Origin of the sequence: Micromonospora sp. DT47 (assembly GCF_049844475.1) — a bacterium.
Classification (GTDB): domain Bacteria; phylum Actinomycetota; class Actinomycetes; order Mycobacteriales; family Micromonosporaceae; genus Micromonospora.
In genome coordinates this window covers 1-24,707 of the sequence record NZ_JBNCLC010000040.1, presented here as the reverse complement: position 1 = coordinate 24,707, position 24,707 = coordinate 1, and the positions used below count along the sequence as shown (strand labels likewise).

The 24,707-nt window shown below is 72.2% G+C and carries 22 protein-coding genes, 2 tRNA genes and 2 pseudogenes; 14 read left to right on the top strand and 12 right to left on the bottom strand.

Annotation, left to right across the window (positions count from 1 at the left end):
* Positions 1-423: 423 nt before the first annotated feature.
* On the bottom strand, positions 424-1,023 hold the full coding sequence (locus ACLQ2U_RS30975) for an HNH endonuclease signature motif containing protein (protein ID WP_425754435.1): 600 nt from the start codon (positions 1,021-1,023) through the stop codon (positions 424-426).
* Positions 1,024-1,054: 31 nt separating this feature from the next.
* Positions 1,055-1,531, bottom strand: coding sequence for a thioredoxin-dependent thiol peroxidase (bcp, locus tag ACLQ2U_RS30970; RefSeq protein ID WP_425754434.1), 477 nt, complete (start codon positions 1,529-1,531; stop codon positions 1,055-1,057).
* 123 nt (positions 1,532-1,654) lie between these two features.
* Between bcp and ACLQ2U_RS30965 the strand changes: the two genes are divergently transcribed.
* From ACLQ2U_RS30965 to ACLQ2U_RS30950, 4 genes are read left to right on the top strand one after another with little or no spacing between them, the layout of a single operon-like run.
* Positions 1,655-2,371 carry an energy-coupling factor ABC transporter permease gene (locus ACLQ2U_RS30965; protein WP_425754433.1) on the top strand — a complete coding sequence of 239 codons (717 nt, stop codon included), beginning with the start codon at positions 1,655-1,657 and terminating at the stop codon, positions 2,369-2,371.
* Positions 2,368-2,769: a PDGLE domain-containing protein gene (locus ACLQ2U_RS30960; protein ID WP_425754432.1), complete on the top strand. Its 402-nt coding sequence runs from the start codon at positions 2,368-2,370 to the stop codon at positions 2,767-2,769. Before ACLQ2U_RS30965 ends, ACLQ2U_RS30960 begins: the two co-directional genes overlap by 4 nt.
* Before the next feature lie 15 nt (positions 2,770-2,784).
* Entirely contained in the window at positions 2,785-3,555 is a 771-nt protein-coding gene (cbiQ, locus tag ACLQ2U_RS30955) for a cobalt ECF transporter T component CbiQ (RefSeq protein ID WP_425754431.1), read from the top strand.
* Entirely contained in the window at positions 3,552-4,322 is a 771-nt protein-coding gene (locus ACLQ2U_RS30950; protein ID WP_425754430.1) for an energy-coupling factor ABC transporter ATP-binding protein, read from the top strand. The genes cbiQ and ACLQ2U_RS30950 overlap by 4 nt, the downstream gene beginning before the upstream one ends.
* 35 nt (positions 4,323-4,357) lie before the next feature.
* Here the strand turns inward: ACLQ2U_RS30950 and ACLQ2U_RS30945 are convergent, their stop codons facing one another.
* The 4 genes from ACLQ2U_RS30945 to ACLQ2U_RS30930 are packed head-to-tail and all read right to left on the bottom strand — an operon-like array spanning position 4,358 to position 7,306.
* Entirely contained in the window at positions 4,358-5,452 is a 1,095-nt protein-coding gene (locus tag ACLQ2U_RS30945; protein WP_425754429.1) for a hypothetical protein, read from the bottom strand.
* Positions 5,449-6,165, bottom strand: coding sequence for a DsbA family protein (locus ACLQ2U_RS30940; RefSeq protein WP_425754428.1), 717 nt, complete (start codon positions 6,163-6,165; stop codon positions 5,449-5,451). Before ACLQ2U_RS30940 ends, ACLQ2U_RS30945 begins: the two co-directional genes overlap by 4 nt.
* Positions 6,158-6,682: a MauE/DoxX family redox-associated membrane protein gene (locus ACLQ2U_RS30935; RefSeq protein ID WP_425754427.1), complete on the bottom strand. Its 525-nt coding sequence runs from the start codon at positions 6,680-6,682 to the stop codon at positions 6,158-6,160. The genes ACLQ2U_RS30940 and ACLQ2U_RS30935 overlap by 8 nt, the downstream gene beginning before the upstream one ends.
* Positions 6,683-6,715: 33 nt before the next feature.
* On the bottom strand, positions 6,716-7,306 hold the full coding sequence (locus ACLQ2U_RS30930) for a sigma-70 family RNA polymerase sigma factor (protein WP_425754426.1): 591 nt from the start codon (positions 7,304-7,306) through the stop codon (positions 6,716-6,718).
* A gap of 108 nt (positions 7,307-7,414) precedes the next feature.
* Between ACLQ2U_RS30930 and ACLQ2U_RS30925 the strand changes: the two genes are divergently transcribed.
* The 4 genes from ACLQ2U_RS30925 to ACLQ2U_RS30910 all read left to right on the top strand — a co-directional run bounded on the left by ACLQ2U_RS30925 (position 7,415) and on the right by ACLQ2U_RS30910 (position 11,565).
* On the top strand, positions 7,415-8,059 hold the full coding sequence (locus tag ACLQ2U_RS30925) for a zf-HC2 domain-containing protein (RefSeq protein ID WP_425754425.1): 645 nt from the start codon (positions 7,415-7,417) through the stop codon (positions 8,057-8,059).
* 41 nt (positions 8,060-8,100) lie between these two features.
* Positions 8,101-9,765: a copper resistance CopC/CopD family protein gene (locus ACLQ2U_RS30920; protein WP_425754424.1), complete on the top strand. Its 1,665-nt coding sequence runs from the start codon at positions 8,101-8,103 to the stop codon at positions 9,763-9,765.
* A gap of 17 nt (positions 9,766-9,782) precedes the next feature.
* Positions 9,783-10,520: a YcnI family protein gene (locus ACLQ2U_RS30915; RefSeq protein WP_425754423.1), complete on the top strand. Its 738-nt coding sequence runs from the start codon at positions 9,783-9,785 to the stop codon at positions 10,518-10,520.
* Between the two features lie 142 nt (positions 10,521-10,662).
* Positions 10,663-11,565 (top strand): hypothetical protein, encoded by a 903-nt coding sequence (locus ACLQ2U_RS30910; RefSeq protein ID WP_425754422.1) that lies wholly within the window; start codon positions 10,663-10,665, stop codon positions 11,563-11,565.
* 155 nt (positions 11,566-11,720) lie between these two features.
* Here the strand turns inward: ACLQ2U_RS30910 and ACLQ2U_RS30905 are convergent, their stop codons facing one another.
* Entirely contained in the window at positions 11,721-12,968 is a 1,248-nt protein-coding gene (locus ACLQ2U_RS30905; RefSeq protein ID WP_425754421.1) for a glycosyltransferase 87 family protein, read from the bottom strand.
* 31 nt (positions 12,969-12,999) lie between these two features.
* Entirely contained in the window at positions 13,000-14,373 is a 1,374-nt protein-coding gene (locus tag ACLQ2U_RS30900) for an RNA-guided endonuclease InsQ/TnpB family protein (protein WP_425754420.1), read from the bottom strand.
* Between the two features lie 174 nt (positions 14,374-14,547).
* Between ACLQ2U_RS30900 and orn the strand changes: the two genes are divergently transcribed.
* On the top strand, positions 14,548-15,138 hold the full coding sequence (gene orn / locus ACLQ2U_RS30895) for an oligoribonuclease (protein WP_425754419.1): 591 nt from the start codon (positions 14,548-14,550) through the stop codon (positions 15,136-15,138).
* A gap of 112 nt (positions 15,139-15,250) precedes the next feature.
* Positions 15,251-15,326, top strand: a tRNA-His gene (locus ACLQ2U_RS30890).
* Positions 15,327-15,377: 51 nt separating this feature from the next.
* Here the strand turns inward: ACLQ2U_RS30890 and ACLQ2U_RS30885 are convergent.
* Entirely contained in the window at positions 15,378-16,658 is a 1,281-nt protein-coding gene (locus ACLQ2U_RS30885; protein ID WP_425754418.1) for an Ig-like domain-containing protein, read from the bottom strand.
* Positions 16,659-16,841: 183 nt separating this feature from the next.
* Positions 16,842-18,107, bottom strand: a complete 1,266-nt coding sequence (locus ACLQ2U_RS30880; RefSeq protein ID WP_425754417.1) for an Ig-like domain-containing protein — start codon at positions 18,105-18,107, stop codon at positions 16,842-16,844.
* Between the two features lie 187 nt (positions 18,108-18,294).
* On the opposite strand from ACLQ2U_RS30880, the gene ACLQ2U_RS30875 reads away from it, so the two are divergent.
* A tRNA-Lys gene (locus ACLQ2U_RS30875) sits at positions 18,295-18,370 on the top strand.
* 162 nt (positions 18,371-18,532) lie between these two features.
* On the opposite strand, the gene ACLQ2U_RS30870 is transcribed toward ACLQ2U_RS30875, so the two are convergent.
* On the bottom strand, positions 18,533-18,643 hold the full coding sequence (locus ACLQ2U_RS30870) for a hypothetical protein (protein WP_425754436.1): 111 nt from the start codon (positions 18,641-18,643) through the stop codon (positions 18,533-18,535).
* 673 nt (positions 18,644-19,316) lie between these two features.
* On the opposite strand from ACLQ2U_RS30870, the gene ACLQ2U_RS30865 reads away from it, so the two are divergent.
* Entirely contained in the window at positions 19,317-19,856 is a 540-nt protein-coding gene (locus tag ACLQ2U_RS30865; RefSeq protein WP_425754416.1) for a GNAT family N-acetyltransferase, read from the top strand.
* A gap of 153 nt (positions 19,857-20,009) precedes the next feature.
* On the opposite strand, the pseudogene ACLQ2U_RS30860 reads toward ACLQ2U_RS30865, so the two are convergent.
* A pseudogene (locus tag ACLQ2U_RS30860) lies at positions 20,010-21,131 on the bottom strand (IS630 family transposase).
* 295 nt (positions 21,132-21,426) lie between these two features.
* Here ACLQ2U_RS30860 and ACLQ2U_RS30855 point away from each other — a divergent pair.
* Both ACLQ2U_RS30855 and ACLQ2U_RS30850 read left to right on the top strand, forming a co-directional pair.
* On the top strand, positions 21,427-23,091 hold the full coding sequence (locus tag ACLQ2U_RS30855) for a DUF885 domain-containing protein (protein ID WP_425754415.1): 1,665 nt from the start codon (positions 21,427-21,429) through the stop codon (positions 23,089-23,091).
* A 263-nt stretch (positions 23,092-23,354) separates the two neighbouring features.
* Positions 23,355-24,339 (top strand): annotated as a pseudogene (locus tag ACLQ2U_RS30850) (serine hydrolase domain-containing protein).
* The last annotated feature ends 368 nt before the right edge of the window (positions 24,340-24,707 follow it).

The window sequence follows — 24,707 nt, the reverse complement described above, 5'->3', positions numbered from 1 at the left end:
AGGCCTGGACCCTCTACCGCTGGGACACCCGCTCCACCCGCCGACCATGAACCCGCCTAATTGCGCGACCTCTAAGGCCCGCGCGTCTGCCGTTTCGCCACTCCCGCCGACCCGCTGAGTTTAGAGCGTCGAGACTCAGCGGTGGTGAGCCCCGCCTCCTTCAATATCAGCAGGACCGTGCTGTGACTGATCGCCGAACCGTCGTCCGCTGACCCTGCCACCTGGCGGGCGATCTGCCGAGCGCCAACGTCCGGGTTGGCGAGGGCCATGCGGACCACCGGCTCCCGGAAGCGCCGCCGGACCGGGCTGTCGTGGACGCGTGGCTTGGGTTTGATCGTTCCCGTCGCACTCAACCGCCGGCTCAGGGTGCGAACGTGGTCTCGCGTGCAGCCGATCCGGCGAGCCGCGTCCACCGCGGTCAGACTACCGGCGTCGACTTGCCGGATCAGTGCGAGGATCTCCTCCTCGCTTTGCGGCGCCTGACTGCGGGCCGGCAGGCATTTCGTCTTCTCCGTCCGACCCAAGCCAGCCCGGGGGCGGGGACCCTTGCCAAGCACCCTTGCTCCGGCCGGCGTAGGTGGCCGTCTGGCTGTGGCAGTTGGGGCAGAGCAGCCGGAGGTTGGGCGGCCGGTTGTCGAGGAAGTCGCCGTTGATGTGATCGACGTGCAGGATCAGCGGTCCGCCCCGCCAGCTCGGTCCGGTGCCGCAGTCCTCGCACTCCTCAGGCACACCGATGTCTGCCAAGGCCCGTTTCAGGCGCGTGCCGGGAGTGCGACGGGATCCGATCGGCAGCGGCACCAGCAGTTGCGAGGACGTCGTCCGGCGTTCGCTGGGGCGCCCCCGGTTGTGCGCGCTGCCGGTGAAGTGGGACGTGTCGATGCGGAACCGCTTCAGCTGGCGACTGATGTGCGCGTGCGACCCACCGCTGATGCGGATGCCGAGCAGCCGCATCACCCCCGCGATCGAGTACGCGGCGGCAGCCGCCTCGGCGAGCGCCTCGGGCGTGTACTTGTACCGGACCACCCACGCACCGTAGTGGCCGGGTACGACACCCTCAGTCGAGCCCGAGGTCCCGGCGCAGCTTGGCGACGTGCCCGGTGGCCTTGACGTTGTAGAGCGCCCGCTCGATCTTGCCGTCCGCGTCGATGACGAACGTCGAGCGGATCACCCCGGTCACGGTCTTCCCGTACATCTGCTTCTCGCCGTACGCGCCGTACGCGGTGAGCACCGCCTTGTCGGTGTCGGCGACCAGCGGGAAGGTGATGGCGTCGCGCTCGCGGAACTTCGCCAGCTTCTCGGGCTTGTCGGGGGAGAGGCCGACCACCTCGTAGCCGGCGGCCTGGAGCGAGGCGAGCGAGTCGCGGAAGTCGCAGGCCTGCTTGGTGCAGCCGGGGGTCATGGCGGCCGGGTAGGCGTAGAGGATGACCCGGCGGCCGCGCAGGTCGGCCAGGGAGAGCGTCTCGCCGGTGTCGGTCGGGAGAGTGAACTCGGGGGCGGGGTCGCCGGCGGTGAGGCGGTCGGGCGCGGTCATGGCGGAAACCCTACCGCCGGCGTCGACGGGCACGGGTGACGCGCGCCGGGCGGGCGGTGATCAAGACCATGTCTTGTTGCCAAGTCTTGGCAACAACGCGGTCCCGGAAATAGGCTGCGCGGTGTGGACACCCTGGCGATGCACATCTCGAACGGGATCATCAACGGTCCCGTCGCGGGGATCTTCGCGGCCCTCGCGCTCGCCGCGCTCACCTTCTGCGTGCTGCGCGGCCGGCGCGACCTGGACGACCGGCTCGCCCCCATGGCCGGCCTGGTCGCCGCCTTCATCTTCGCCGTGCAGATGCTCAACTTCCCGATCTTCACCGCCGGGGTGAGCGGCCACCTGCTCGGCGGGGCGCTCGCCGCGCTGCTGGTCGGCCCGTGGGTCGGCGCGCTCTGCGTGGCGGTCGTGCTGATCGTGCAGGCGCTGGTCTTCGGCGACGGCGGGGTCGCCATGCTCGGGCTGAACATCACCAACATGGCGATCCTCGGCACCGCGGCGGCGTACCTGCTGATCGCCGGGCTGCTGCGGGTGCTGCCGCGCACCCCGGCCGGGCTCGGCGCCACCGCCTTCGTCTCCGCGCTGGTCAGCGTCGTGGTCGCCAGCCAGGGCTTCGTGTTCCAGTACTGGCTGGGTGGCACCACCGACCTGGGCGGCAACATCACCGGGCTGGCCGGCACGATGGCCGGCGTCCACCTGCTGATCGGCATCGGCGAGGGCATGATCACCGCGACCACGGTGGCCACCGTCGCCAAGGTCCGCCCCGATCTGGTGTACGCGCTGCGCAACCTGAAGCCGGCCGCGCCGGCGCCCGTCCCGGCCATGGGAGGTGTCCGGTGACGAAGCGCTCCTGGGGTTTCGTCGCCGCCGGCCTGCTGGTCGCGCTGCTGCTGGCCGGGGTGGTCAGCAACTACGCCTCGTCGCACCCGGACGGGTTGGACTCCTCGCTGCTCAAGGGCTGCACGGTGAACGCCGACGGGGAGATCACCGGCGGTTCCTGCCCGGCGCAGAAGTCGCAGGACCACGAGCTGGCCGACAGCCCGCTGGCCGACTACGGCATCCGCGGGCTCGACCACGAGTTCCTCTCCACCGGCCTCTCCGGCGTGCTCGGCGTACTGCTGACCTTCGCGATCGGCGGCGGCGCCTTCTGGCTGCTGCGCCGTCGCGGGCCGGTGCGGCCCGGCGCCGACGACGCGGCCACGGACGACGACCGGCAGCCCGCCGGCACCGCCGGCTGAGCGGGGGTACGCCGCATGGGCGCGGGGCACGCGCATGTCCTCTACCGGGAGTCGTCCTCCCCGGTGCACCGCCTGGCGCCCGAGGTGAAGATCGCCGCGATGGTGCTCTTCACCGTCGCCGTGGTGGCCACCCCACGGGAGGCGTTCTGGGCCTTCGGCGGGTACGCCCTGCTGGTCGCGGCGGTCGCCGCGCTGGCCCGGGTCGGCCCGCGCTGGCTGCTGACCCGCGCGATGATCGAGGCGCCGTTCGTGCTCTTCGCGGTCGCGCTGCCCTTCCTCGGCGCGGGGGAGCGGGTCGAGGTCGCCGGCCTGAGCCTCTCCGTCGACGGCCTGCACGGCGCATGGAACATCGTGGCCAAGGGCACCCTGGGCGTACTCGCCTCGCTGCTGCTCGCCGCGACCACCACCACCCGGGACCTGATCCTCGGCCTGGACCGGCTGCGCTGCCCGCAGATCCTCACCCAGATCGCCACCTTCATGCTGCGCTACCTGGACGTGCTGGTCGGCGAGGCCCGCCGGATGCGGGTGGCCCGGGTCTCCCGGGGCGACGACCCGCGCTTCCTCTGGCAGTTGCGCGGCTTCGCCGCCGGGGTGGGCGCGCTCTTCCTGCGCGCCTTCGAACGCGGCGAGCGGGTCTACCTGGCGATGCTCTCCCGCGGCTACACGGGCAGGATGCCGGCGGTGTGGCAGGGCGCGGGCGCGGCCACCGCCGGGCAGTGGCTGGTCGGCGCGGCCGTGCCGCTGGTCGCCGTCTCGATCGCCGCCACCGCCGTCGTCCTGACATGATCGGGTACGTGCAGACCACCGTCTCCCTGGACGTCCGTGGCGTCCGGTACGCCTACCCGGACGGTCACGTCGCCCTGCACGGGGTGGACCTGACCGTGCCGCGTGGCCAGCGGGTGGCCCTGCTCGGCCCCAACGGCGCCGGCAAGACCACGCTGGTGCTGCACCTCAACGGCATCCTCACCCCGACCGAGGGGACGGTCAGCGTCGGCGGCATGACGGTGACCCGGGACCGGGGTGACCTGGCCGAGATCCGCCGCCGGGTGGGCATCGTCTTCCAGGACCCGGACGACCAGCTCTTCCTGCCGACCGTGGCGGAGGACGTGGCGTTCGGCCCGGCCAACCTGGGGTTGCGCGGGGCGGAACTGGCCGAGCGGGTGGACGAGGCCCTCGCCGCGGTCGGGATGGGCGAGCACCGGGACCGGGCGCCGCACCATCTCTCCTTCGGGCAGCGCCGCCGGGTGGCGGTGGCCACCGTGCTCGCCATGCGTCCGGAGATCCTCGTCCTCGACGAGCCGTCGTCCAACCTCGACCCGGCCGCCCGGCGGGAGCTGGCGGAGATCCTGCGGACCCTGCCGGTGACCCTGCTGATGGTCACCCACGACCTGCCGTACGCGGCGGAACTCTGCGAACGCTCGGTCATCCTCGACGGCGGCCGGATCGTCGCCGACGCCCCCACCCCCGACATCCTGACCGACGCGGACCTGTTGTCCCGCCACCGCCTCGAACTCCCCTACGGCTTCGACCCCCGGGCCGCCGCCCGCCGCTGACCTCTGTGCGGCACGACCCACCCGTCCCGTGCGGGTCAGGTTCGGGTGGGTGCGGGGGTGGGGCGGGGGGAGGCGGCGCGGGAGGCCGCGTGGAGGCGGAGGAGGCCGGCGGCGACCGCTCCCGCGCCCGTGGCGATCACCAGGGTGACCAGCACCCGGGCGGTGCCGGCGGGCCAGGGGACCGGGGCGACCGCGCGGGCCAGGACGGCGCCGTTGGCGACGCCGGCGAAGAGCGCCAGGCACGCTCCGGCCAGCGCCAGCGCGAAGTCCGCGGCCGGCCGGCGGGCCAGCGCGTACCCGCCGGCCGCGATCGCGCCGAGCCCGGTGAGCAGCGGCCACACCTGCCCGGTGAGCAGCCCGGCCAGCACCCCGCCGACTCCCTCGGCGCCGGCGTCCAGTTCGCGGCCGACGATGAACAGCACCGCCGCCGCGCCGCCAAGCGCCAGCAACGCTCCGGCCGCGCGCAGCGACCGCACCCCGGCGGCCGAGCCGGCCGGCAGCAGCCCCGCCGCGCCGATCACCAGGGCGCCGAGCGCGGCGGCCACCCACCACGGGTACGCGTCCGGCGGCGGCACCCAGTCCAGGGTGCCGCGGATCTCCAGCGGCCCGGCGCCGTCGCGTACCGGGACCACCCAGTCCCGGACCCGGTGCTCGCGGCTCGGGTCGGCGGCGACCTGCGCCGGCGGCCCGGACTCCCGCCACTGGATGCGCTGGTCGTGCCAGCGCACCCGGGTCTCGTCGGAGATCCGCCGCCACTGCGGGTCCGCCGCCGGGTCGGCCTCCGGCGGCAGCGCGGTGTCGCCGGCCAGGGTCCGGTTCAGGTACGTGGCGGGGGAGCGGGTGTTCTCGAACGTCCCGCCCGGCCCGACCCGCAGGTACGGCTCACCGGAGTACCCGATCACCTCGACGTCCCGGCCGGTGCGGTTGACCACCTCCAGCCGGGCGCCCGCCTCGACGACCCGTACGGTCAGCCCCGGCCGGGCCGGGGTGACGCCGGTGACCTCGGCGCGGTAGTCGGTGCCGTCAGGCGCGTCCGCGCCGTGGGCGTACGCCGGGGTGGCGAGGGCGAGCAGGGCGGCGAGCACGGCGGTGAGGACCAGGCCGGCCCGCCGCAGGGGTGCGGGGATCACTTGCCGGCCGACTCCACGGCCGCGGTGATCCCCGCCGGGCTGCGGTCCTGGACGTCCTTGCCGTCGACCTTGATGGTCGGGGTGCTGGTGACGCCGGACTTGCTGGCGTCGTCGGTCACGTGCTCGGTCCACGGCTTGTACGTCCCGTCCTTGACGCAGGAGCCGAAGTCGTCCCTGTCCAGCCCGACGCCCGCGCCGATGTCGATCAGCTCGTCGTTGCTCAGCCCGGCGCTGCCCTCTGCCGGCTGCTTCGCGAAGAGCGCGTCGGTGAACTCCTTGAACTTGCCGCCCTTGGCGGCGCAGCCCGAGGCGGCCGACGACCGGGTCGAGTACTCGGTGGTGGAGAAGCGGTTGAGGTACGCGACCGGGTGGAAGACCACCCGGGCCTTGCCCTCGCTGACCAGCTGGTTGATCGTCGCGCCGCTGACCTGCTGGAACTGCTTGCAGGCCGGGCAGAGGTAGTCCTCGTAGAGGTCGATGGTGACCGGGCCGTCGCCCAGCACGATGCCGGTGCCGGGTTCGTTCGCGCCGGGCGGGGGGGTGAAGTCGTCCGACTTCTGGCTGGAGTAGACGCTCCAGCCGATCAGCCCGGCGACCACCAGCACCACGACCGCGCCGATCGACGTCCACAGGGTCCGCTTGCGGCGTTTCTCCCGGGCGATCTGCTCCCGGACCACCCGCGCCGCGTCCTTCTGCCCCTTGCGACTACTCATCCTCGTCCTCCACGGGTGGTTCGCCCGCCAGCCAGCCGTCCACCGAGACGGGGGTGCGGGGCCAGCTCAGCAGGAATCCGGCCAGCGCCAGGAATCCCAGGTCCCGGAGGATCTCCGGGAGGTAGCTCGGGGCCCGCCCGGCGGCGAGCTGCCCGCCGCTGCCGAAGCACCCGCAGTCGATGGCCAGGCCGCGACTCCAGGCCGAGGCGATGCCGGCGACGAAGACCACCAGCAGCGCGGCGGAGACGCCGGCGGCGAGCCGGGTGGCCAGGCCGAGCAGCAGGAGCACCCCGAGCGCCAGTTCCACGACGGGCAGCGCCGCGCCGACCGCCGTCGCCGCCTCGTACGGCATCACCTGGTAGGCGTTGACCGCCCGGCCGGAAGCGGCCAGGTCACCGACCTTCGCCCCGCCGGCGATCAACCAGACGGCGGCCAGGCCGAGCCGGGCGGCGATGCCGAGCCAGGGGCGGACGGCGGGCCAGCGGGCGGGCCGGGTGCGCTCTGCGGTCACGCTCATTGGTCGTCGCGGCCCGTCCGGAAGTTCCACGCCTCAGCCCGCGAGCGCGTCGCCGACCGCGTCGACCAGGTCGGCGCGGGCCCGGGCCACCCGGGAGCGGATGGTGCCCACCGGCACCCCCTCCACGGCGGCGGCCTCGGCGTACGACAGGCCGAGCAGTTGGGTGAGCACGAACGCCCCGCGCCGCTCGGCGGGCAGCCGGCGGACCAGGTCGGCGGCGCCGAGCTGCCCGGCCGGGTCGGGGTGCGGGCGACCGGTGTGCGCGTCGGCGGCGAGCCGCTCGTCGAGCCGCCGGCGGCGGACCACCGTGCGCAGGTGGTCGGCGCAGGCCCGCCGGGCGATGCCGAGCAGCCAGGTCCGCGCGCTGGAGCGGCCCTGGAACGACGAGAGCGCCCGGAACGCCCGCAGGTAGGTCTCCTGGGTGAGGTCGTCGGCGCTGTCCGGGTCGACCAGCGCGGCGACGAAGCGCCACACCTCGGCCTGGGTGGCCCGGACGAAGGCGGCCTGGGCCACCGGGTCGCCGTCGCGCGCGGCGAGCGCCCAGTGCGTCGCCGACTCCCGCCCAGCGCCGTGACCCGCGCCGGTACGGCCGGCGGCGGCGGTGTCGCGCGGGGCGGGGATCACGACAGACGAGGTTACGCGGCGCAACGGGGGCGGGCAGGGTCCTTCGGCCCTTTCTATGGCCCGCCCCACGTCGGGAACTTTTCCGCGCCGACGCCCGACTACCTGCTCATGAGGTGCGACGACGTACGGGTGGCGCTGTCGGCGCGGCTGGACGGCGAGGATCCGCAGGCCCCGGCGGGGGCGCTGGACGCCCACACCGGGACCTGCCCCGGCTGCCGTTCCTGGCTGGCCCGGGCCGAGCAGGTGACCCGGCTCACCCGGGTCCGGTCGGTGCAGGTGCCGGACCTGACCGCCGAGGTGCTGGCCGCGGTCGCCGCTGACCCGGTGCTGGCCCGGCGGTCGCCAGCGGCCGTCCGGGCGGCCCGTCGCCAGCTGCTGCGGATCGCCGTGGCGGTGGCCGCGGTGGCCCAGCTCGCGGTCGCGCTGCCGATCCTGCTGGCCGGGCTCGGCGTCGCCGCGGACCCGCACACCAGCCGGGAGATGGCCTCCTTCGACGTCGCCCTCGCCGTCGGGTTCGCGCTGGCGGCCTGGCGCCCCGAGCGCGCCCGGGCGTTCCTGCCGGTGGCGCTGGTGCTGGCCGTCTGCCTGGCCGGTACCAGCGCGGTCGACATCGCCAACTCGACCACCGCGCTGGTGCACGAGGTCGGTCACCTGGCCGCCGTGGTGCAGGCCGGGTTGCTCTGGGCCCTGGGCCGGGTCAGCGGCGACACCGACCGGCCGTGGTCTGCCGCGGTCGTGGCGGGGCGCGGGTGAGGCCGGGGTCGGGTCACCGGTCGGGCGCCTGGTCGGCGAGCATGGCCGGCATGAACGCTGTCGATCGTCGCTGGACCGCCCGGCTGGGCACCGCCGCCGGCCTGCTGGTCACCCTCGTCGCGCTGCTGCTCGCCCCGGCCGCCCCGGCGAGCGCCCACGCCGTGCTGGTGAGCAGCAGCCCACAGGCCTCGGCTGTGGTGCCGAGCGGCCCGGCCGAGGTGGTGCTGACCTTCAGCGAGTCGGTCCGCAAGGTGCCCGGCAAGATCCGGGTGATCGCGCCGGACGGATCCCGCGCCGACCGGGGTGAGCCGACCTTCGAGGGGTCCGCGGTGACCGTGCCGGTCGACCCGTCCGGACCGCGCGGCACCTACCTGGTCAGCTACCGGGTGATCTCCGCCGACAGCCACCCGGTCTCCGGGGCGTTCACCTGGTCTATCGGCGCGCCCTCGCCGCCGCCCGCCGACTCCGGCTCGGACAGCCGGGCCGACCCGGTGGTGGACACCGGGGTGAAGGTGGCCAAGTACCTCGGCTACGTCGGCCTGCTGCTGGTCGTCGGCCCGGCGCTGGTACTCGCCGCCCTCTGGCCGTACCGGCTCTCCCGGCGGGGCCCGGCCCGGCTGCTCTGGGCCGGCGTCGGCCTGCTGGCGGTGGCCACCCTGGCCGAGCTGTGGTTGCAGGTGCCGTACACCGCCGGTGGCGGGGTCTTCGACGTCACCGGGGAGGGCTTCTCCGAGGTGTTCGGCAGCACGTACGGGGCCGCGCACCTGGTCCGGCTCGGCCTGCTGGCGGCCGCGGCGTTCCTGCTGCGCCCGCTGACCGCCGGGCCGGTCGGCCGGACCGACGGGATCATCCTGGGCGTGCTCGGGGTGGCGGGGCTGTTCACCTGGCCGCTGGCCGGGCACCCGGCCGCCTCTCCGGCGCCGGCGGTCTCGGTGATCGTCGACGCGGTGCACCTGGGCAGCATGGCGGTCTGGCTGGGCGGGCTGGTGATGCTCGCGGTGTTCCTGCTGCGCCGGGCGGACGAGCGGGAGCTGGGGGCGATCCTGCCGATCTGGTCCCGCTGGGCGGCCCTCGCGGTGGCGGCGCTGCTGCTCGCCGGCACCGTGCAGGGGCTGATCGAGGTGGCCAGCCTCCAGGCGCTGGTGGACACCACGTACGGGCGGCTGCTGCTCGCCAAGATCGGCCTGTTCGTGCTGGTGATCGGGGTGGCCGCGTACTCCCGGCAGCTGGTGCGGCGGCGGAGGGCCGCCGCCCGGCCGGTGCCGGTGCGGCGGGCCATCTGGGTGGAGCTGGCGGTCACCGCGGTGGTGCTCGGCCTCTCGGCGATCCTGGTGCAGACCACCCCGGCCCGTACCGCCGCCGGCGACGTGGCCGATACCACGTCCGGCTACTACTCCACCACGCTGACCAGCCCGATCTACTCGCTCCAGGTCGAGCTGGACCCGGCCGAGCGGGGCAACAACTCGATGCACCTGTACGCGTACTCGAAGGACAACCGGCCACTTCCGGTGGCCGAGTGGAAGGCGACCGCGGCGCTGCCGTCGGCCGGGATCGAGCCGATCGACATCCCGCTGCTGCCGCTGAGCGACAACCACGTGACCGGTGAGATCAACCTCCCGGCGGCCGGGGAGTGGCAATTCCGCTTCACCGTCCGCACCTCCGACATCGACCAGGCCACGGTGACCGCCACCGTGCCGATCAAGTGAGAAGGGCTCTCCCGCACATGATCCGTCTCCGGCGTCCCGCAACCGCCGCCGCACTCGCGCTCACCGCCGTCGCCACGGCCGTGCTCGGCTTCGCCGGGCCCGCCTCGGCGCACGTCACGGTCAACCCGAAAGAGGCGACCCAGGGCGGCTACGGCCGCTTCGCCTTCCGGGTGCCGAACGAGAGCGACACCGCCTCCACCACCAAGGTCGAGGTGGTGCTGCCGGAGAACGCGCCGGTCGGCTCCGTCTCGACGATGCCGGTGCCGGGTTGGACCGTGGCGGTGGAGAAGCGCAAGGTCGACCCGCCGATCGAGGTGCACGGCAGCCAGCTCACCGAGGCGGTGTCGAAGCTGACCTGGACGGCCACCGGCGACGCCGCGATCAAGCCGGGCCAGTTCCAGGAGTTCCCGGTCTCGATGGGGCCGCTGCCGCAGGTCGACACGATGGTCTTCAAGACGCTGCAGACCTACTCGGACGGCAACGTCCAGCGCTGGATCGAGGAGCCGACCCCCGGTGCCGAGGAGCCGGAGAACCCGGCCCCGGTGCTCACCCTGACGGCCGCGTCCGCGTCGGCCGCGCCGGTGGCCTCGCCGGGAGCGCAGGCCGGGGCGGACGACGAGGCCGAGGACACCGACGACGATGATGGCGTGGCGACCGGGCTCGGCATCGCCGGCCTGGTGGCCGGGCTGGCCGGCCTGCTCCTGGGCGGCCTGGCCTTCGCCCGTACCCGCCGGCAGGCCACGCCGAAGGCCTGATCCGTACGCCGCGCCGGCCCGTCGGAGCCACTCCGGCGGGCCGGTCGTCGCATCCGCGCCGTCGCGGCAGATATCCGCAGATCAAGGCCGTCGCGTCGGTAAGGTCGGCCGGGTACCCCGGTCACCGAAGGAGACGGAACGGATGCGGTTCGTGCGGGCGCTCGTCGGAATGCTGCTGTTGGTCGTCGGAATTCCGGCGCTGCTGCTCGGTGCCGGGTTGTGGACGGTCGACCGGCAGTCCGCCCCGGACGGCACCTTCGGCGCCCAGGTCGAGCCGGTGCGCACCCCGGGTCACGCGGTGGTGGTGGCGGACGTCGACGCGCTGCTGCGCGCGGAGGCGCCGTTCACCCGGCAGGGTCGGCTGCGGCTGACCGCCCGGACCGCGGACGGGCCGGCCTTCCTCGGCCTGGCCCCCGCCGACGAGGTGCGCCGCTGGCTCGCCCCCGTCCCGCACGCCACGGTCGACCGGGTGGCGCTGGCTCGCGGGCCGCTGCCGGTCCGACTGACCGACCCGGCCGCCGCTGCTCCCGCCGGGTCCCCGAGCGCGGCCTCGACCGTGCCGATCGACCAGCCCTTCTGGGTACGTGAGGGGATCGGCGCGATCGAGTGGAACCCCGCCGAGCTGGCCGGCCGGGGGCTGAGCCTGGTGGTGATGCGTCCCGACGGCCGGGCGGACCTCGCCCTGGACCTGCGCGCCGAGCTGCGGGCCGGCTGGCTGGGCCCGGCGGCCTGGGTGCTGCTGGCCGGCGGGGTGCTGCTGATCGGCCTGGCCGGGCTGGTGCTGCTGCGCCCGATCCGTCCGCGCGAGGTGGTCTTCGTGGTCGAGCCGGACCAGGTGCCGGTGCTCGCCGGTCGGCTCGGGGTCAGTTCGCTGAGCGGGCTGGGCGCGCCGGAGCCATCCCCGGAACGGCAGTTGGTCTCGGTCGGCACGCCGGCGGCCGCGATCGGCGCGGGGCCGGCGGACCGCCCGACCACCCTCGCCGATCTGCCGCCCTGGCCGCCGGAGCGTCCGGCCGAAACGGGTCGGCCGGACGCCGCGGACTGAGCCGCCGGCCGGGGTACGCCGGACGGCCCTCCGCGCTGCCGACGCGGAGGGCCGTCTTCACCGGGGGATCGGTGCTACCCGAGAGGCGCTGGGGGTAGGTGTCGCCAGATTAACGTGGTACGCCATGGATAGGAACATCTGTCCATTTGGTGCAACTATCCGCGGACCGGTCGGGCGTCCCGCCGCACCGGGAGGGTCACCAGCAGCAGCAGGGCGAGCAGCACGTACTCGTTGCGGAACACGAAGTCGCCGGGGGAGTCGGTGGGCACCGGCGCCACGCCCCAGTCCTGGAAGGACACCACGCCGTAGATGATCACGGCCGAGGTGCCGACGGCGAGAGCGAGCAGCCACCAGCGACGCCGTCGCTCCGCGGCGCCGCCCCGCCCGGTGCGCAGCGCCGCGTCCACCAGCACCACCACCGCCGGGATGAACCAGTAGATGTGGTGGGTCCAGGTGATCGGGCTGACCAGGCCGCCCACCAGGCCGGCCAGGGTCAGGCCGGTCAGTTCGTCGCCGGCCCGGGCGGCGCGCGCCGCCCGCCACAGGCCGTACCCGGTGACCACCAGGACCAGGGCCAGCCAGAGCAGCTGGTTCGGCTTCGCAGGGGCGTCGATCCGGCTGAGCAGCCCGAACAGCGACTGGTTGCCGGTGTAGTCGGTGCGGCCGACCCGGTTGGTCGCCCAGAGCTCCTCGGTCCAGAACCGCCACGAGTCCCGGGGCGCCACCGCCGCCGCCAGCAGCGTCGCCGCCGCCGCGGTCACCCCGGCCACCACCGCCGCCCGCCACCGCCGGCTCACCAGCAGGTAGACGATGAAGATGCCGGGGAAGAGCTTGAGTGCCGTCGCCAACCCCACGCCCACCCCGGCCCAACGCCGCGCCCGCGGTACGGCGAAGAGCAGGTCGGCCAGGATCAGCACCACCAGCAGCATGTTGATCTGACCGAAGGTGATGGTCTCCCGGGTGCTCTCCACCGCGAAGACCAGCAGCACCGCCACGGTGAGGGTGAAGAGCCGGGGCAGGCCGTGCCGGGCGATCAGCGGGGCCACCAGCCAGCGGGTGGTCACGATCACGCCGATCCCGGTGAGGATGGTGAAGAGCGCGATGGTGAGGCCGAGCGGGAGCACCGCGAACGGCCGCAGCAGCAGCGCGCTGAACGGCGGGTAGGTGAAGTACAGCTCGCCCTGCACCCGGTCCGGCTGCACGTAGTCGTAGAGCGGGTGCCCGGACGACCACCAGTCCATCGCCCGCATGTAGATCTTCAGGTCGAAGAAGTCGTGCACCAGGCCCGGCAGGTAGAGCACCGGCAGCACGGCGGCCAGCGCCAGCACCGTGACGACCCGGCGGACCGTGCGGCCTCCATGGTCCTCCGGGGCGACGGCGGGTGGTGCGGCGGATTTTGGCACGGGGAAACCCTAGTGCGGTGTCCACTGACGTTCACCGGGTTTGCGGTGGGTGTTGTGGATCCTCGCCGTAGGCGAGCGACTCCCTACCGGGTGGTGGGGCGGGCCTCCGCGGGCCAACCGACCCTCGCGCCGTCCGGGGTGGGCGGCGGGGGTCACGTCGGGACCGGCCAGCACCAGGCAGGTGCCGGCCGGCTCGACGGTGCGTGACCGCCTCCGGCAGCACGACGGCTGTCGGGGTGGTGGGTCCGCCGCCCGGAACACGGGTGGCGATGCTGGCGGCCGCGACCAGGTCGCGGTGGCCGGAGAATGCGCAGTGTGGGCAGGACAGGGTCCGACCGCGGGGTTTCGGCACCCGCCTACCGCAGGCGGGGCAGGTGGAGGAGGTGCCGCGTTCGTCGACCAACCGCACGCCGATACCGGCGAGGGTGGCCTTGTCGGTGAGGACCTGGATGAGTCGGCCGATCTGCCACTGCCGCAGCCGGAGATTGTGCCGCCGCCCTGCCGGCAGGTTGAGCACCTCGCGGGGGTCACCCACGTGCAGGACACCGACGCGTTGCCGCGCCGCCCAGGAGACGACCGTGCGGGCGGCTTCGTGCTGGGCCTGGCAGACCCGCCGCCGATGCCGGCCCTCGACCCGCCGCGCCCGACGGCGGTACTGCCGCCACCGCCGCGACCCCCGCTCACCCGGCTTGGGCGCTCGGCGGGCGACGGCGCGGCGGCGGGCTTTGGTGTCGGCCAGGTGCATGCGGTGCTCGGCGCGGATCGCCCGCCCGGACACCAGCAACGCTTCCGCGTCGGGGCCGGCCACGGCGTAGGGGTGGATGATCCCCAGATCCACCCCGGCCACCCGGGCCGGATCCGGTTCCTCGCCGGGCGGGTAGGTCGTGACGGGGACTTCGGCGGTGATGTCGAGGAACAGGCGGCCGCCCTCGCACAGCAGGGTGATCGACCGGACCTGTTCCGCCGGATACGGCACCTCCCGCGCCAGGCGCACCCACAGCGGGGCAGCGCCTTTGGCGGTGGGGATCCGCACCCTGCGGCCGTCGAGGGTGAACGTGCCGTGATACCAGCGCAGCGGCATCAACCCACGCCGCCGGCGCGGGAACCGCGCCGACAGGTCACCGGCGTTGCGGCGTTTCGCCGCCGCGAACCAGGCATCCGAAAACCGGCGCAACACTGACCGGGCACCCGTGGTGTCCAGCTCCGCGAACGTGCCCGGCCCCGACCCGGATAGCTCCCGACACAACTGCTGATAACCGACCAGCGGCGCGTCGTGTCGGCGGCGCCGCCACGCGTTGACCTCCAGCACGCACGCCCACACATCGGCGGCCGAGCGCAGCAGGCCGAAGCACCGCCGCCGCTGCCCCGGCGTCACCCGCACCGCGATGCGCGCGGTGCGATGCACGACCGGCGGCGCGGACGGATCCCGACGACGAGGCACGAACCGAAGCCAACACCACCCGTACGACACTTTCCCACGGGCGACCAACCCGGCGAACGTTAGTGGACACCGCACTAGCGGTCCGGTCCGCCGCTGGTGCCGAGGCGCGGGCACCTGGGCTGCGCGTAGTCTGTCCCGGTGGCTGACCTTCTCGTCTGGATCGACTGTGAGATGACCGGGTTGGATCTCGGTAGCGACGCGCTGATCGAGGTCGCCGCGCTCGTCACCGATCCCGACCTCAACGTGCTGGGCGAGGGGGTCGACGTGGTCATCCACGCCGACGAGGCGGCCCTGGAGGCGATGCCGGAGATCGTCCGCACCATGCACGCCAAGTCCGGGCTGACCGAGGAGGTCCGGCGCTCCACGGTCACCCTCGCCGAGGCCGAGGACATGGTGCTGGAGTACGTGAGCAGCCACGTGAAGGACCCGCGCAGCGCCCCGCTGTGCGGCAACTCGATCGGCACCGACCGGGGCTTCATCGCCCGGGACATGCCCCGCCTCGACGCCCACCTGCACTACCGGATGATCGACGTCTCCTCGATCAAGGAGCTCTGTCGGCGCTGGTACCCGCGGGTGTACTTCGGCCAGCCGCAGAAGGGGCTCGCCCACCGGGCGCTGGCCGACGTCCGGGAGAGCATCCGGGAGCTGGAATACTACCGGCGGACGGTCTTCGTACCGCTGCCCGGGCCGGACGTGGAGACGGCCAAGGCGATCGCCGCGCAGCTGTAGCGCGGGGCGTCCGCCCGCCCGGCAGGCTGGCGCGGAACCCGCTGGACGGGGCCGGCGGGAGTGTGGCTATTATTAGTCCGCACCCGCCGGGGCGACCGGCGCGGACGGCATGGTGGCTGTAGCTCAGTTGGCAGAGCACCGGGTTGTGGTCCCGGTTGTCGTGGGTTCAATTCCCATCAGTCACCCCAGACACGGAAGCCCCCTCCTCGCGGAGGGGGCTTCCGTCGTTTCCGGCCCGGTCAGGGGGTCGGCTCGACGCTGGGCGCGTCCCCAGGGGTGGCCTCCGCGCTCTGCTCGGCCGCCGGCTCGTACGGCAGGGCGCTGCCCTCGACGTACTCGTCCCAGCTCATGTTCCAGTCGGTCCAGCCGTTGCCGTTCTGCAGCTTGCGCTCGGTGCCCTTGACGGTGATCGGATCGCCGATCCGGGTGTTGGCGAAGAGCCAGGCGCCGTCGGCCATCGAGACGTTGACGCAGCCGTGCGAGACGTTGACGCTGCCCTGCTTCCCCTCCGACCAGGGTGCGGCGTGGATGAACTCGCCGCCCCAGGTGAGCCGCTGGGCGAAGTCGATGTCCGTCCGGTAGCCCTCCACCGGGCCGAGCTCCGCGCGGGTGTCGAAGACCGTCTTGCGGAGCTTCTCGATCACCACCATCGTGCCGCTGGACGACGGGGTGGTCGGCTTGCCGAGGCTGACCAGGATGGTCCGGACGACCTTGCCGTCCTTGGTGACGGTCATCCGCTTGGTCCGGTTGTCCACCAGCATGACCAGCGACGGGCCGATCTTGATGTCCACGGTCAGGTCGGAGCGGCCGTACCAGCCGGCGCCGAGGGGGAGCCCTGCGGCCTGGATCCGGTACGACACGGTGCTGCCCGCCTGCCAGAACTCCTTGGGCCGGTAGCGCGCCTCGGTGGGGCTGGCCCAGTGCCAGACACCCTCCTGGGCCGGGGTGGAGGTGACGGTCATCCGGCGCTGGAGGTCGTCGCGGTAGTCCTTGGGGATGGCCCGGCCGAACCGCACGATCAGCGGCATGCCGACGCCGACCACCTGGCCGTCGCCGAGGAAGCTGGTCACCCGTACCTGCTTGTCGGGCTCGGCCATAACGGTGAAGGCGCTGGTCGCGGTGGCGGGCTTGCCGTCGTCGCCGGTCGCCGTCACGGTCGCGGTGTACTTCTGGCCGTACTTCAGGGCGCCGGCGGGGAGCCAGCTCTTCCCGTCCGTGGCGAGCGTGCCCTCGACGGCCTCGCCGGCGGAGTCCGTGAGCTCCACGGTGGTCTCCTCGGCGTCCTTCGTGGTGAAGGCGATGCCGGTGGTGGCCGGGACGTCGGTCGCGTCGGCCTTCGGCTCGGTGATGGTGGCCGCGGCCTTCGGGGCCTTCTCGCCCCCACCCTGCCAGCTGGACGGCTTGTCGGCGTCGGAGCCGGTGCAGCCGGAGGTGAGCGTCAGTGCCGCGGCGAGGAGCCCCGCGGCGAGCGCGCGGCGGCGGCCGACGCGCCGGGTCAGCTGATCCTGGACAGCTCGCATGATTCCCTCACAGTCGTGGTCCCCGATGTCCCATCGTCTCTCAATGACGCACGAGAGCGCCGCCCGGTTGCCGCGGGTGAACAGGAACACGCCGACCGGGATGTATGGATACCGGTAAAACGAGCGGCTTCGTGAGCGCGGATCACCATCCGTGGAGCCGGCCGTGACCGGCTCCACGGATGGTCAGACCAGCGGGCCCGAGCCGCCCTCCGGCACCGGCAGGGCGCTGCCCTTCACGAACTCCGACCAGCTCAGGCTCCACGCCGTCCAGCCGTTCCCCGGCGCGAGCCTGCGGTCAGTGCCCTTGACGGTGATCGGGTCACCGATCCTGGTCCGCTCGAAGAGCCACCTGCCGGCCGCCATCGAGACGTTGACGCAGCCGTGCGAGACGTTCTGCCGACCCTGCACGCCCTCCGACCAGGGGGCCGCGTGGATGTACTCGCCGCCCCAGGTCAGCCGCTGGGCGAAGTCGATCTCGGTGCGGTAGCGGTCCGCCGGGTCGGGCTCGTCCATGGTGTCGAAGACGGTCTTCTCCTTCTTCTCCATCACCACCATGGTCCCGCTGGAGGAGGGAGTGCTCTTCTTGCCCAGGCTGACCGGCAGGGTGCGGATCAGCTGGCCACCCTCGAAGACCTCCATCTTCTTGGTGGCGTTGTCGACCTTCATCACGAAGGACCGCCCGATCTTGGCGGTCGCCGACCGGTCGACGTTGCCGTACCGACCGTTGCTCAGCGGCACGCCGGCCAGCGCGATCCGGACGCTGAGCGTGGTGCCCGGCTGCCAGTACTCCGGCGCCCGGTAGTAGGCCTGGGTGCCGTTGTAGAGCCAGTGCCACGCCCCCGGCTGGGGCGGGTCGGTCTGCACGAACATCCGCTTCTGTACCGCGGCCCGGTCCTTCTTCGGGATGCCGGGGGAGAACTCGACGACGACCGGCATGGCCACGCCGTACGACTTGTCGTCGAAGAGGTAGAGGCCGGAGCTGATCATCGACTTCGGCTTGCCCATCGTGGTGAACGTGCTGGTGCCCCGGTGCGTCTCGCCGCCGGAGCCGGTGCCGGTCACCGTGGCGGTGTAGCGCGTGCCGTACTCCAGGGGCTTCGACGGCACCCAGGAGGAGCCGTCCCGGCGCATCCGGCCCTCGACCTGGTCGCCCTCGGCCGAGGTGAGGGTGACCGCGGAGACCGTGCCGCCACCCGGGATCTTCGCGCTGATCTCCGTGCTGACCGGCTTGTTCTTCGCTCCGTCGGCCGGGGTGACCGACAAGTTGGGGGTGGCCGGCGCCCCGGTCTCCTCCGGCTGCGCCGATGCCGGCGCGCTGTCGCTCGAAGCGGCACGGCCGCCGACGAACGCGGCACCCTTCTTGTCGTCGTCTCCGCACCCGGTCAGTGCCAGCGACGTCACCAGGACCAGAGCGCCCACCATCGCCCCGCCCCGCGCGAACCTGCCCATTGCCACCTCTGTTCTCGCGTGCCTGGCGGACATGGTGCCGTATCCCAGCCGTCGCCTTGGCCCCACCAGTCTCGCGGTGGAGGTTTTTGAGAGCTTTTGCCCGTTAAGCTCGGCCGAAGGGCGGAGCCGGGTATCGGGTTGGAACCCGGCTCAGGGGCCGTGCTAATGTTCTCCCCGTTGCCGGCGAGCGCCGCTAGCTCAACTGGCAGAGCAGCGGACTCTTAATCCGCGGGTTCGGGGTTCGAGTCCCTGGCGGCGCACCACTGAAGGTCCAGGTCACAGCCCATCGCGGCTGTGCCTGGGCCTTCGCGGTTTTCAGCGGTACAGCCATCGGTGCAGCCAAGCTCAACCGAAGAGCCGGTCGGCGGCCGCGTCCATGGCCGCCCGCTCGACCTCGGCCAAGACGTGTGCGTACGTGTTCATCGTCAACGCGATCTGGTGTGGCCGAGGGTCTTCATCACCGTCCGGGGTGCGCCCGACGCGAGAAGGAACGTGGCGCAGGCGTGTCGGAGATCGTGCAGCCGTAGCCAGGGCAGGCCTGCGCGCGCTCGCGTCGCGTGCCAGGCGCGGTCGACGTTGCGCGGCTCCAGACCTGCTGCTGCGGCGGCGCTTCGACTCCACCGACAGAGCTACCGGCTTGCTCCTCTCGTCAAGCGTCTCCTACATGCCGGTAGCGCTTGTCAGCTCAAATCCCGCGCTCCTTGACGGGGCCAACGAGCCGTGGCCGGGAGGAACCCAACACCAGCTCTCGACGGTTGGCGTCGAGATTATGACCATGATTGACGAAGTAACGGCCCGGATACCGACCACCGTCGAGGCCCAACTCTGGGGCCTGCCCGATGGCGTTCCCCTCATTCTCTGCCGACGCATCTCGCTGGACGCCAGCGAGAGGCCCTGCCGGCCGACCGCCGGTCACTGCGCGAAGAGGTTGCCGACGGAGCCCTCCGGGACCAGGCCGTCGACGTACTACGCAAGTGGGCCGACGTGCTGCCGTTGGTTCTATTCACGAATCCCGACAGCAGATGTACGGCACTTCGGGAGGCGGCCCGCCGCTGCCGAAGTCGATGTTCACGAGAACGGGAGGCATCCCGTTCCTAGCAGGCGTGGCTTGTGGGGCCCGGCCCCGTAGGTGAGGGTGGGGCCCGGGCCGGTGGGTTGATCGGTCCGCGAGTCTTGATCGCTGCCGAGTCTGCTGATTAGCTGGCCGACATGACTGAGCTCGGACCGGTCGCCTGGCCGCCTGAGCCGATCCGGACCGAGAGGCTCGTGCTCCGTGAGTCCGAGGCCCGGGACCGTTCGGCGTTCATCGAATTGCTGGCGTCGCCAGAGGTGCACACCTACCTCGGCGGCCCCCGGCCGCGTGACGAGCTTGAGCGCGAGATGCCCGGGGCGCCCGAGCGGTGGCCCGGGAGTTTCGTCGTTGATCTCGACGGGGCGATGATCGGCCAGATCCTGCTCAGGAGAGCAACGGAGCACCGTCGCCCGGCTGCCGCGGGGAAGGCCGATCTCGGCTACCTGTTCCTGCCGCGGGCGTGGGGACTCGGGTACGCCGCCGAGGCGTGCGCGGCGGCACTCGACTGGTTCGACGGCGTCCTTCCCGGCGAGCCGGTGGTGCTCACCACCCAAACCGCCAACGTCGGCTCGATGCGCCTCGCGGCAAAGCTGGGGTTCACCGAGGTAGAGCGGTTCCAGGCCTGGGACGCCGAGCAGTGGCTCGGCCTGCGGTCCCCGGTCACGCCGTCTGCTTGAGCTCGTGCTCGACAGCACTGCTAGGACGGAGCCCAGCGCTGTTGAAACTCATGAACATCTCACCAGGCGGACACGGCCGAACGCCTCCTGAAACGCTGTCGAAGCGCTGTCCGTTCTCGTGGATGAAGCCAGACGGTCTGGGGCGCGGTGTGGTCAGACTGCCGTTGTGAGTGGGCGTCCGCCCCAGCGGATGCCTTTCTCGCTGCGGATGCGGGCGCGTTCGCGGCGCTGGGCTGCGAGAACGTCGGGGTGACGGGCGTTGGCGTTGCGCCAGCGCAAGTAGGCGTGCAGGGCCCGGGTCTGGACGGTGTGGTTGCGGTGGTGGGAGTTGGCGATCGTGAACTGCCGCAGTGGCCCGAAGTGGGCCTCGATCGGGTTGGCCCCAGGACGCGTAGGTCGGGGTGAAGCACAACTCGACCCGCGTCTTCTTCGCCCAACGCCGGATCATCTCGCCCTTGTGGGCGGACAGGTTGTCCAGGATCACGTAGATCGGAGCGCCGTCCGGGCGGGCCGCGCGGATCGACCTCAGCGCGGACAGCGTGTTCTTGGCGCCCTTCTTCCTGCGGTTGACGCCCCACAGGGAGTCGTCGCCGACGGAGTAGCAGCCGTGGAAGTACCTGACGCCGTGGGTGCGGTGGTAGGTCGCGGGGTGCCGTTCGGCCCGGCCCTGCTCGGCCCAGCATGACCCGAGGGTGGGCCGGATGCCGAGGGGGCCGAACTCGTCGAACGCGAACACCCGGTCCGGGAACTGCTCCAGCACCTGCTCGATGCGGTCGAGTTTGGCGTCGCGGTCGGGGTCCGGGGACTCCTTCCAGGTCTTGGTGCGCTGGAAGGTGACGCCGCGGCGGGCGAGCAGGCACGGTAACGCTTCGCAGCCGATCCGGTTCAGGCGGCCGTGAACTTCCCGCAGGTAGGCGGCGAGTCTGCGGATGGACCAGCGGGTGAAGGGCTGGCCGAGCTTGGTCGGCCGGGTGGTGGCCGTCGCCACGACGAAGTCCTCGTCGTCAGGACTGAGCAGGCGGGGACGGCCTCCCGCCCACCGAGGGTCCAGGCGGGCCAGACCGATCTCGTTGAACGGTGGATAACATCCCGGACGGTATCCTCGTCGGCCTGCACCAGCTGGGCGATCACTGGGACCCGGTTCCCGCCGGCCGAGGCCAGCAGCATCATCGCCCGCCGGTAGCGCACCGAACTGGTGCCGCCCCGGCGCACGATCTGCTGCAGCCTCTGCCCCTCCTGGTCGGTCAATCTGCGCACACGGACAGGCTCTGACACCACACCCCCAGCGACGGACGGACGTCTCGGGATATCCAACCGCCGCAGCATCCAACCCGGCGAACCTATGTGGTCACAGCACTAGTCCCACCACATTTGACGGATCTGTCGCAGCACATGCACGACAGCCGGCCTTGGTTCCTCAGTCGTCCTGGTTACAGTCGGTGACACCTGAGCGGCCGTGGGCGCACTCGCATGCCGATGAGCGGAAGTTGTCAGATGGTTCTGAACCGCTTGCCGCGATCGATGCAGGCTCGCACCACGGCAGGTAAGGCAAGGCCCTAGCATTGCCTCCGTGATCGAGGACTTCGCGGATCGGCTCCTGTGCGACGTGGCCGGTCTCGACCCCTGCACAGCGGTCGTCGAGGCTGGCGAGCAGGATGTCGACGGGCTGACCGACTACGGCCCGGAGGGCCACCAGGCCCGCGCCGACCTCGCGGCCCGCGCCCTGCGCGAGCTCGAGATCTTGGGTGATGCACTGCCGGCCGCGACCCCGCTGCACGCCCACCTCGCCGAACGGCTGCATGCGCGTATCGCCTTCCATGACGCCGGGGAGGACGTGCGCGAACTGCACGCGGCGGCCACCGGTCCGCTCCAGCTCATCCGCCAGGCCGTCGAGGCCGCGGTTCCCGGCCGCGGCGCCGAGGGCGCGGCCTTCGAGGAGGGCTGGGCTCGTGTCGGCGCGCGCCTGGCCGCGATCCCCGCGGCCCTGGACGGGTATGCCCGCAGCCTCTTACTTGCCGCGGAGCGCGGCCATTTGCCGGCGCGGCGCCAGGTGGAGCTCGTGACGCAGCGCTGCCGCAACTGGATCGACGACGATGTCGCCCTGGTGGATCGCTACGGCGAGGGGCGTCAGCGGGCGTCGTTGCAGGCCGCAGCGACGGGCTCGCGAGAGGCGTACCAGAAACTGGCCGAGATGCTGACCGCGGACCTGGCACCGCGGGCCGTTGAGGAGGAAGCGTTCGGGCAGCAGCGGTACGCACTCTGGGTGCGCATCTTCCTCGCGGCCCAGCCTGACCTGCGCGAGCTGTACGACTGGGGCTGGGAGGAGTTCACCGCGATAGAGGCGGAGCTGGTCGCGGAGGCGAAGGCCCTGGGTGGGAGTGTGCCCGAGGTGCTCGCCTGGCTCGCCAGCCCCGACGCGCCCGGCACGCTGCGCAGCAGGGAGGCGTTCGCCGCGTGGCTGCAGGAGCTGCTGGAGGCCGCCACCGAGCGACTGGACGGCGTGTACTTCGACATCCCCGCCCCGCTGCGGCGCATCGAGTCGCGGTTGACCACGTCGTCCGGCATTGCCTACACCGGGCCGTCGCGGGACCTGACGCGGCCGGGCCGGGTCTGGTGGTCCCTCCCCGAGGACGCAGCGAGTTTCCCCACCTGGTACGCCTACAGCACCGCCTATCACGAGGGCGTTCCCGGCCATCACCTCCACCTCGGCTCCGAGGCCTGCCGGGGAGGCCTCGGGCAGCGGCTGAACCTGCTCGGCGGGCTCTCCGGTAGCCAGGAGGGCTGGGCCTTGTACGCCGAGCGGTTCATGGACGAGCTCGGGCTCTATGAACAGCCGGGTGCTCGACTGGGGTATCTATATATGCAGCTCCTGCGGGCGGCACGGGTTGTGGTCGACATCGGCCTGCACCTGCGGCTGCCGATGCCGTCTGGTGACAGAGCATTGTGGACGCCGGACGCGGCGCTGAAGCTATTGCGGGACCGCTGTCATCAGGGGCCCTACGCGTCCGCCGAGCTCGCGCGTTACCTGGGCCGGCCAGGGCAGGCGCTGGCCTACAAGGTGGGTGAGCGCGTGTGGCTGGCAGGCCGCTCGTCCTTCCCCGGCGACCGGCGCGCATTCCACCGTCAGGCGCTGGAGCTGGGTTCGCTGGGCTTGGATCAGTTGACGGCCGCCCTCACGGGTGACCGCGCACCACTCGTGCACCGCGGTGAAACAAGCCAGGCACCGCACTTGTAGCTGTGCCTGACGTCCTCTGACATCCGACACCAGTCTGAACCAGGGCCGGACCTATTAGCGTGGAAGACCGTGATACATCAACCCGCTCGTGGTCTATTCCTACGTCCGGATCTGCCGCATATCATTCGCTACGCTGCGTGACGGCAACGATCCGTCGTCCCGTTCGGTACTGCCGATGAGCGCTACTACTCGGACGGGGTCTCCCTGAACGTCTTCGTGGAACGTGCGGTCGTCGCGCAACTTGTAACTTGCGAACGGACGAGATGAGGAGGAGACAGGTGGCTACTGGTGGCTTCTCGTTGAAACGGCTGGCTCGGGTGCGAGGGCTGCTCGAGCGTCACGTCGACTCCGGCTTCGTCCCGGGTGTGGTGGCCGTCCTCGCCCGCCACGGTGAGGTGCACATCGAAGCAACGGGCAATCTCGCGTTCGAGGGCGCTGGGTCGAGGACGCCGATGGCGGGCGACACGATCTGTCGCATGGGCTCGATGACGAAGCCGGTCGTCGCCGCGTGTGCGATGACGCGGCAAGCCGCCGCCGGACGAGTGGATGCGCCGGCTCGGCATGCTTCCGCTCGTCCACCAGCCAGGTGAGCGCTGGATGTACGACACCGCCGCCGACGTGACGGGCGTGCTCATCGCCCGGGCCACCGGCGTGTCTTTCGGGGATGCCTTGCGCGAGCGGATCTGCGATCCGCTCGGAATGAAGGACACCGCCTTCAGCGTGGGCGGCGAGAGCATCGGCCGGTTGGCGACGGCGTACGAGCGCGACAATGCCGCCACCGGTCAGCCGGTCGTCGAAGACGGCCCCGACGGGCAGTGGAGTCGGCCGCCGGCGTTCGAATCAGGTGGCGGCGGGCTCGTCTCGACCGCCGACGACTACCTTGCCTTCGCCTCGGCTCTGCTCGCGGGCGGCACCCACCGCGGCGAGCGGGTGCTCTCGCGGCCGTCGGTGACGCTGATGCCGAGCGACCACCTGACCCCGGCGCAGAAGGCGGTCTCCGGGTTCTGGCCTGGGTACCTCGACACCATGGGCTGGGGTTTCGGGATGTCGGTCCGCACCCGCCGCACGCACCTCGGCCCATCGGTCGGGAGCTACGGATGGCCCGGCTTCTACGGCACCGCCTGGTACAACGATCCCGCCGAGGACATGACGACGATCTTCATCATGCAGCGGGCGCACACGGGGGACCAGAGGCTGCCGATGTGGCTCGACTTCTGGACCGCCGTCTACCAGGCGATCGACGATTGACCGCGGGGCCGGAGACCGCCAAGTCAGGCGGCGGTGTCCGCACGCGCCGCCCGGAGACCGGACCAGTGACCTACTCATTCGAAGGCGTTCTCCCGGCTGGGGGGGGCGAGACCTGCCAGCGATGACGAACAGCCGCACTCTCATGCCGCGATGCGCGCCCCTGTCGCGGACCGTGAGGGCCTCCGCGACACGCCTTGAGGATCATGTCAGGCATCAGGTGGGACGCGAGTCAAGCGTCTCCCGGGACACGACAAAGCCGATCGGTAGCAGTTGCCGAATTGCGCTCTATCAGATCAAGGCGGCCCGCAAAGCGGGCCGCGCCGGCCCGGCCCCCGCCAGCTGGCGACCTCCGGCCGGCATCGGCCGGG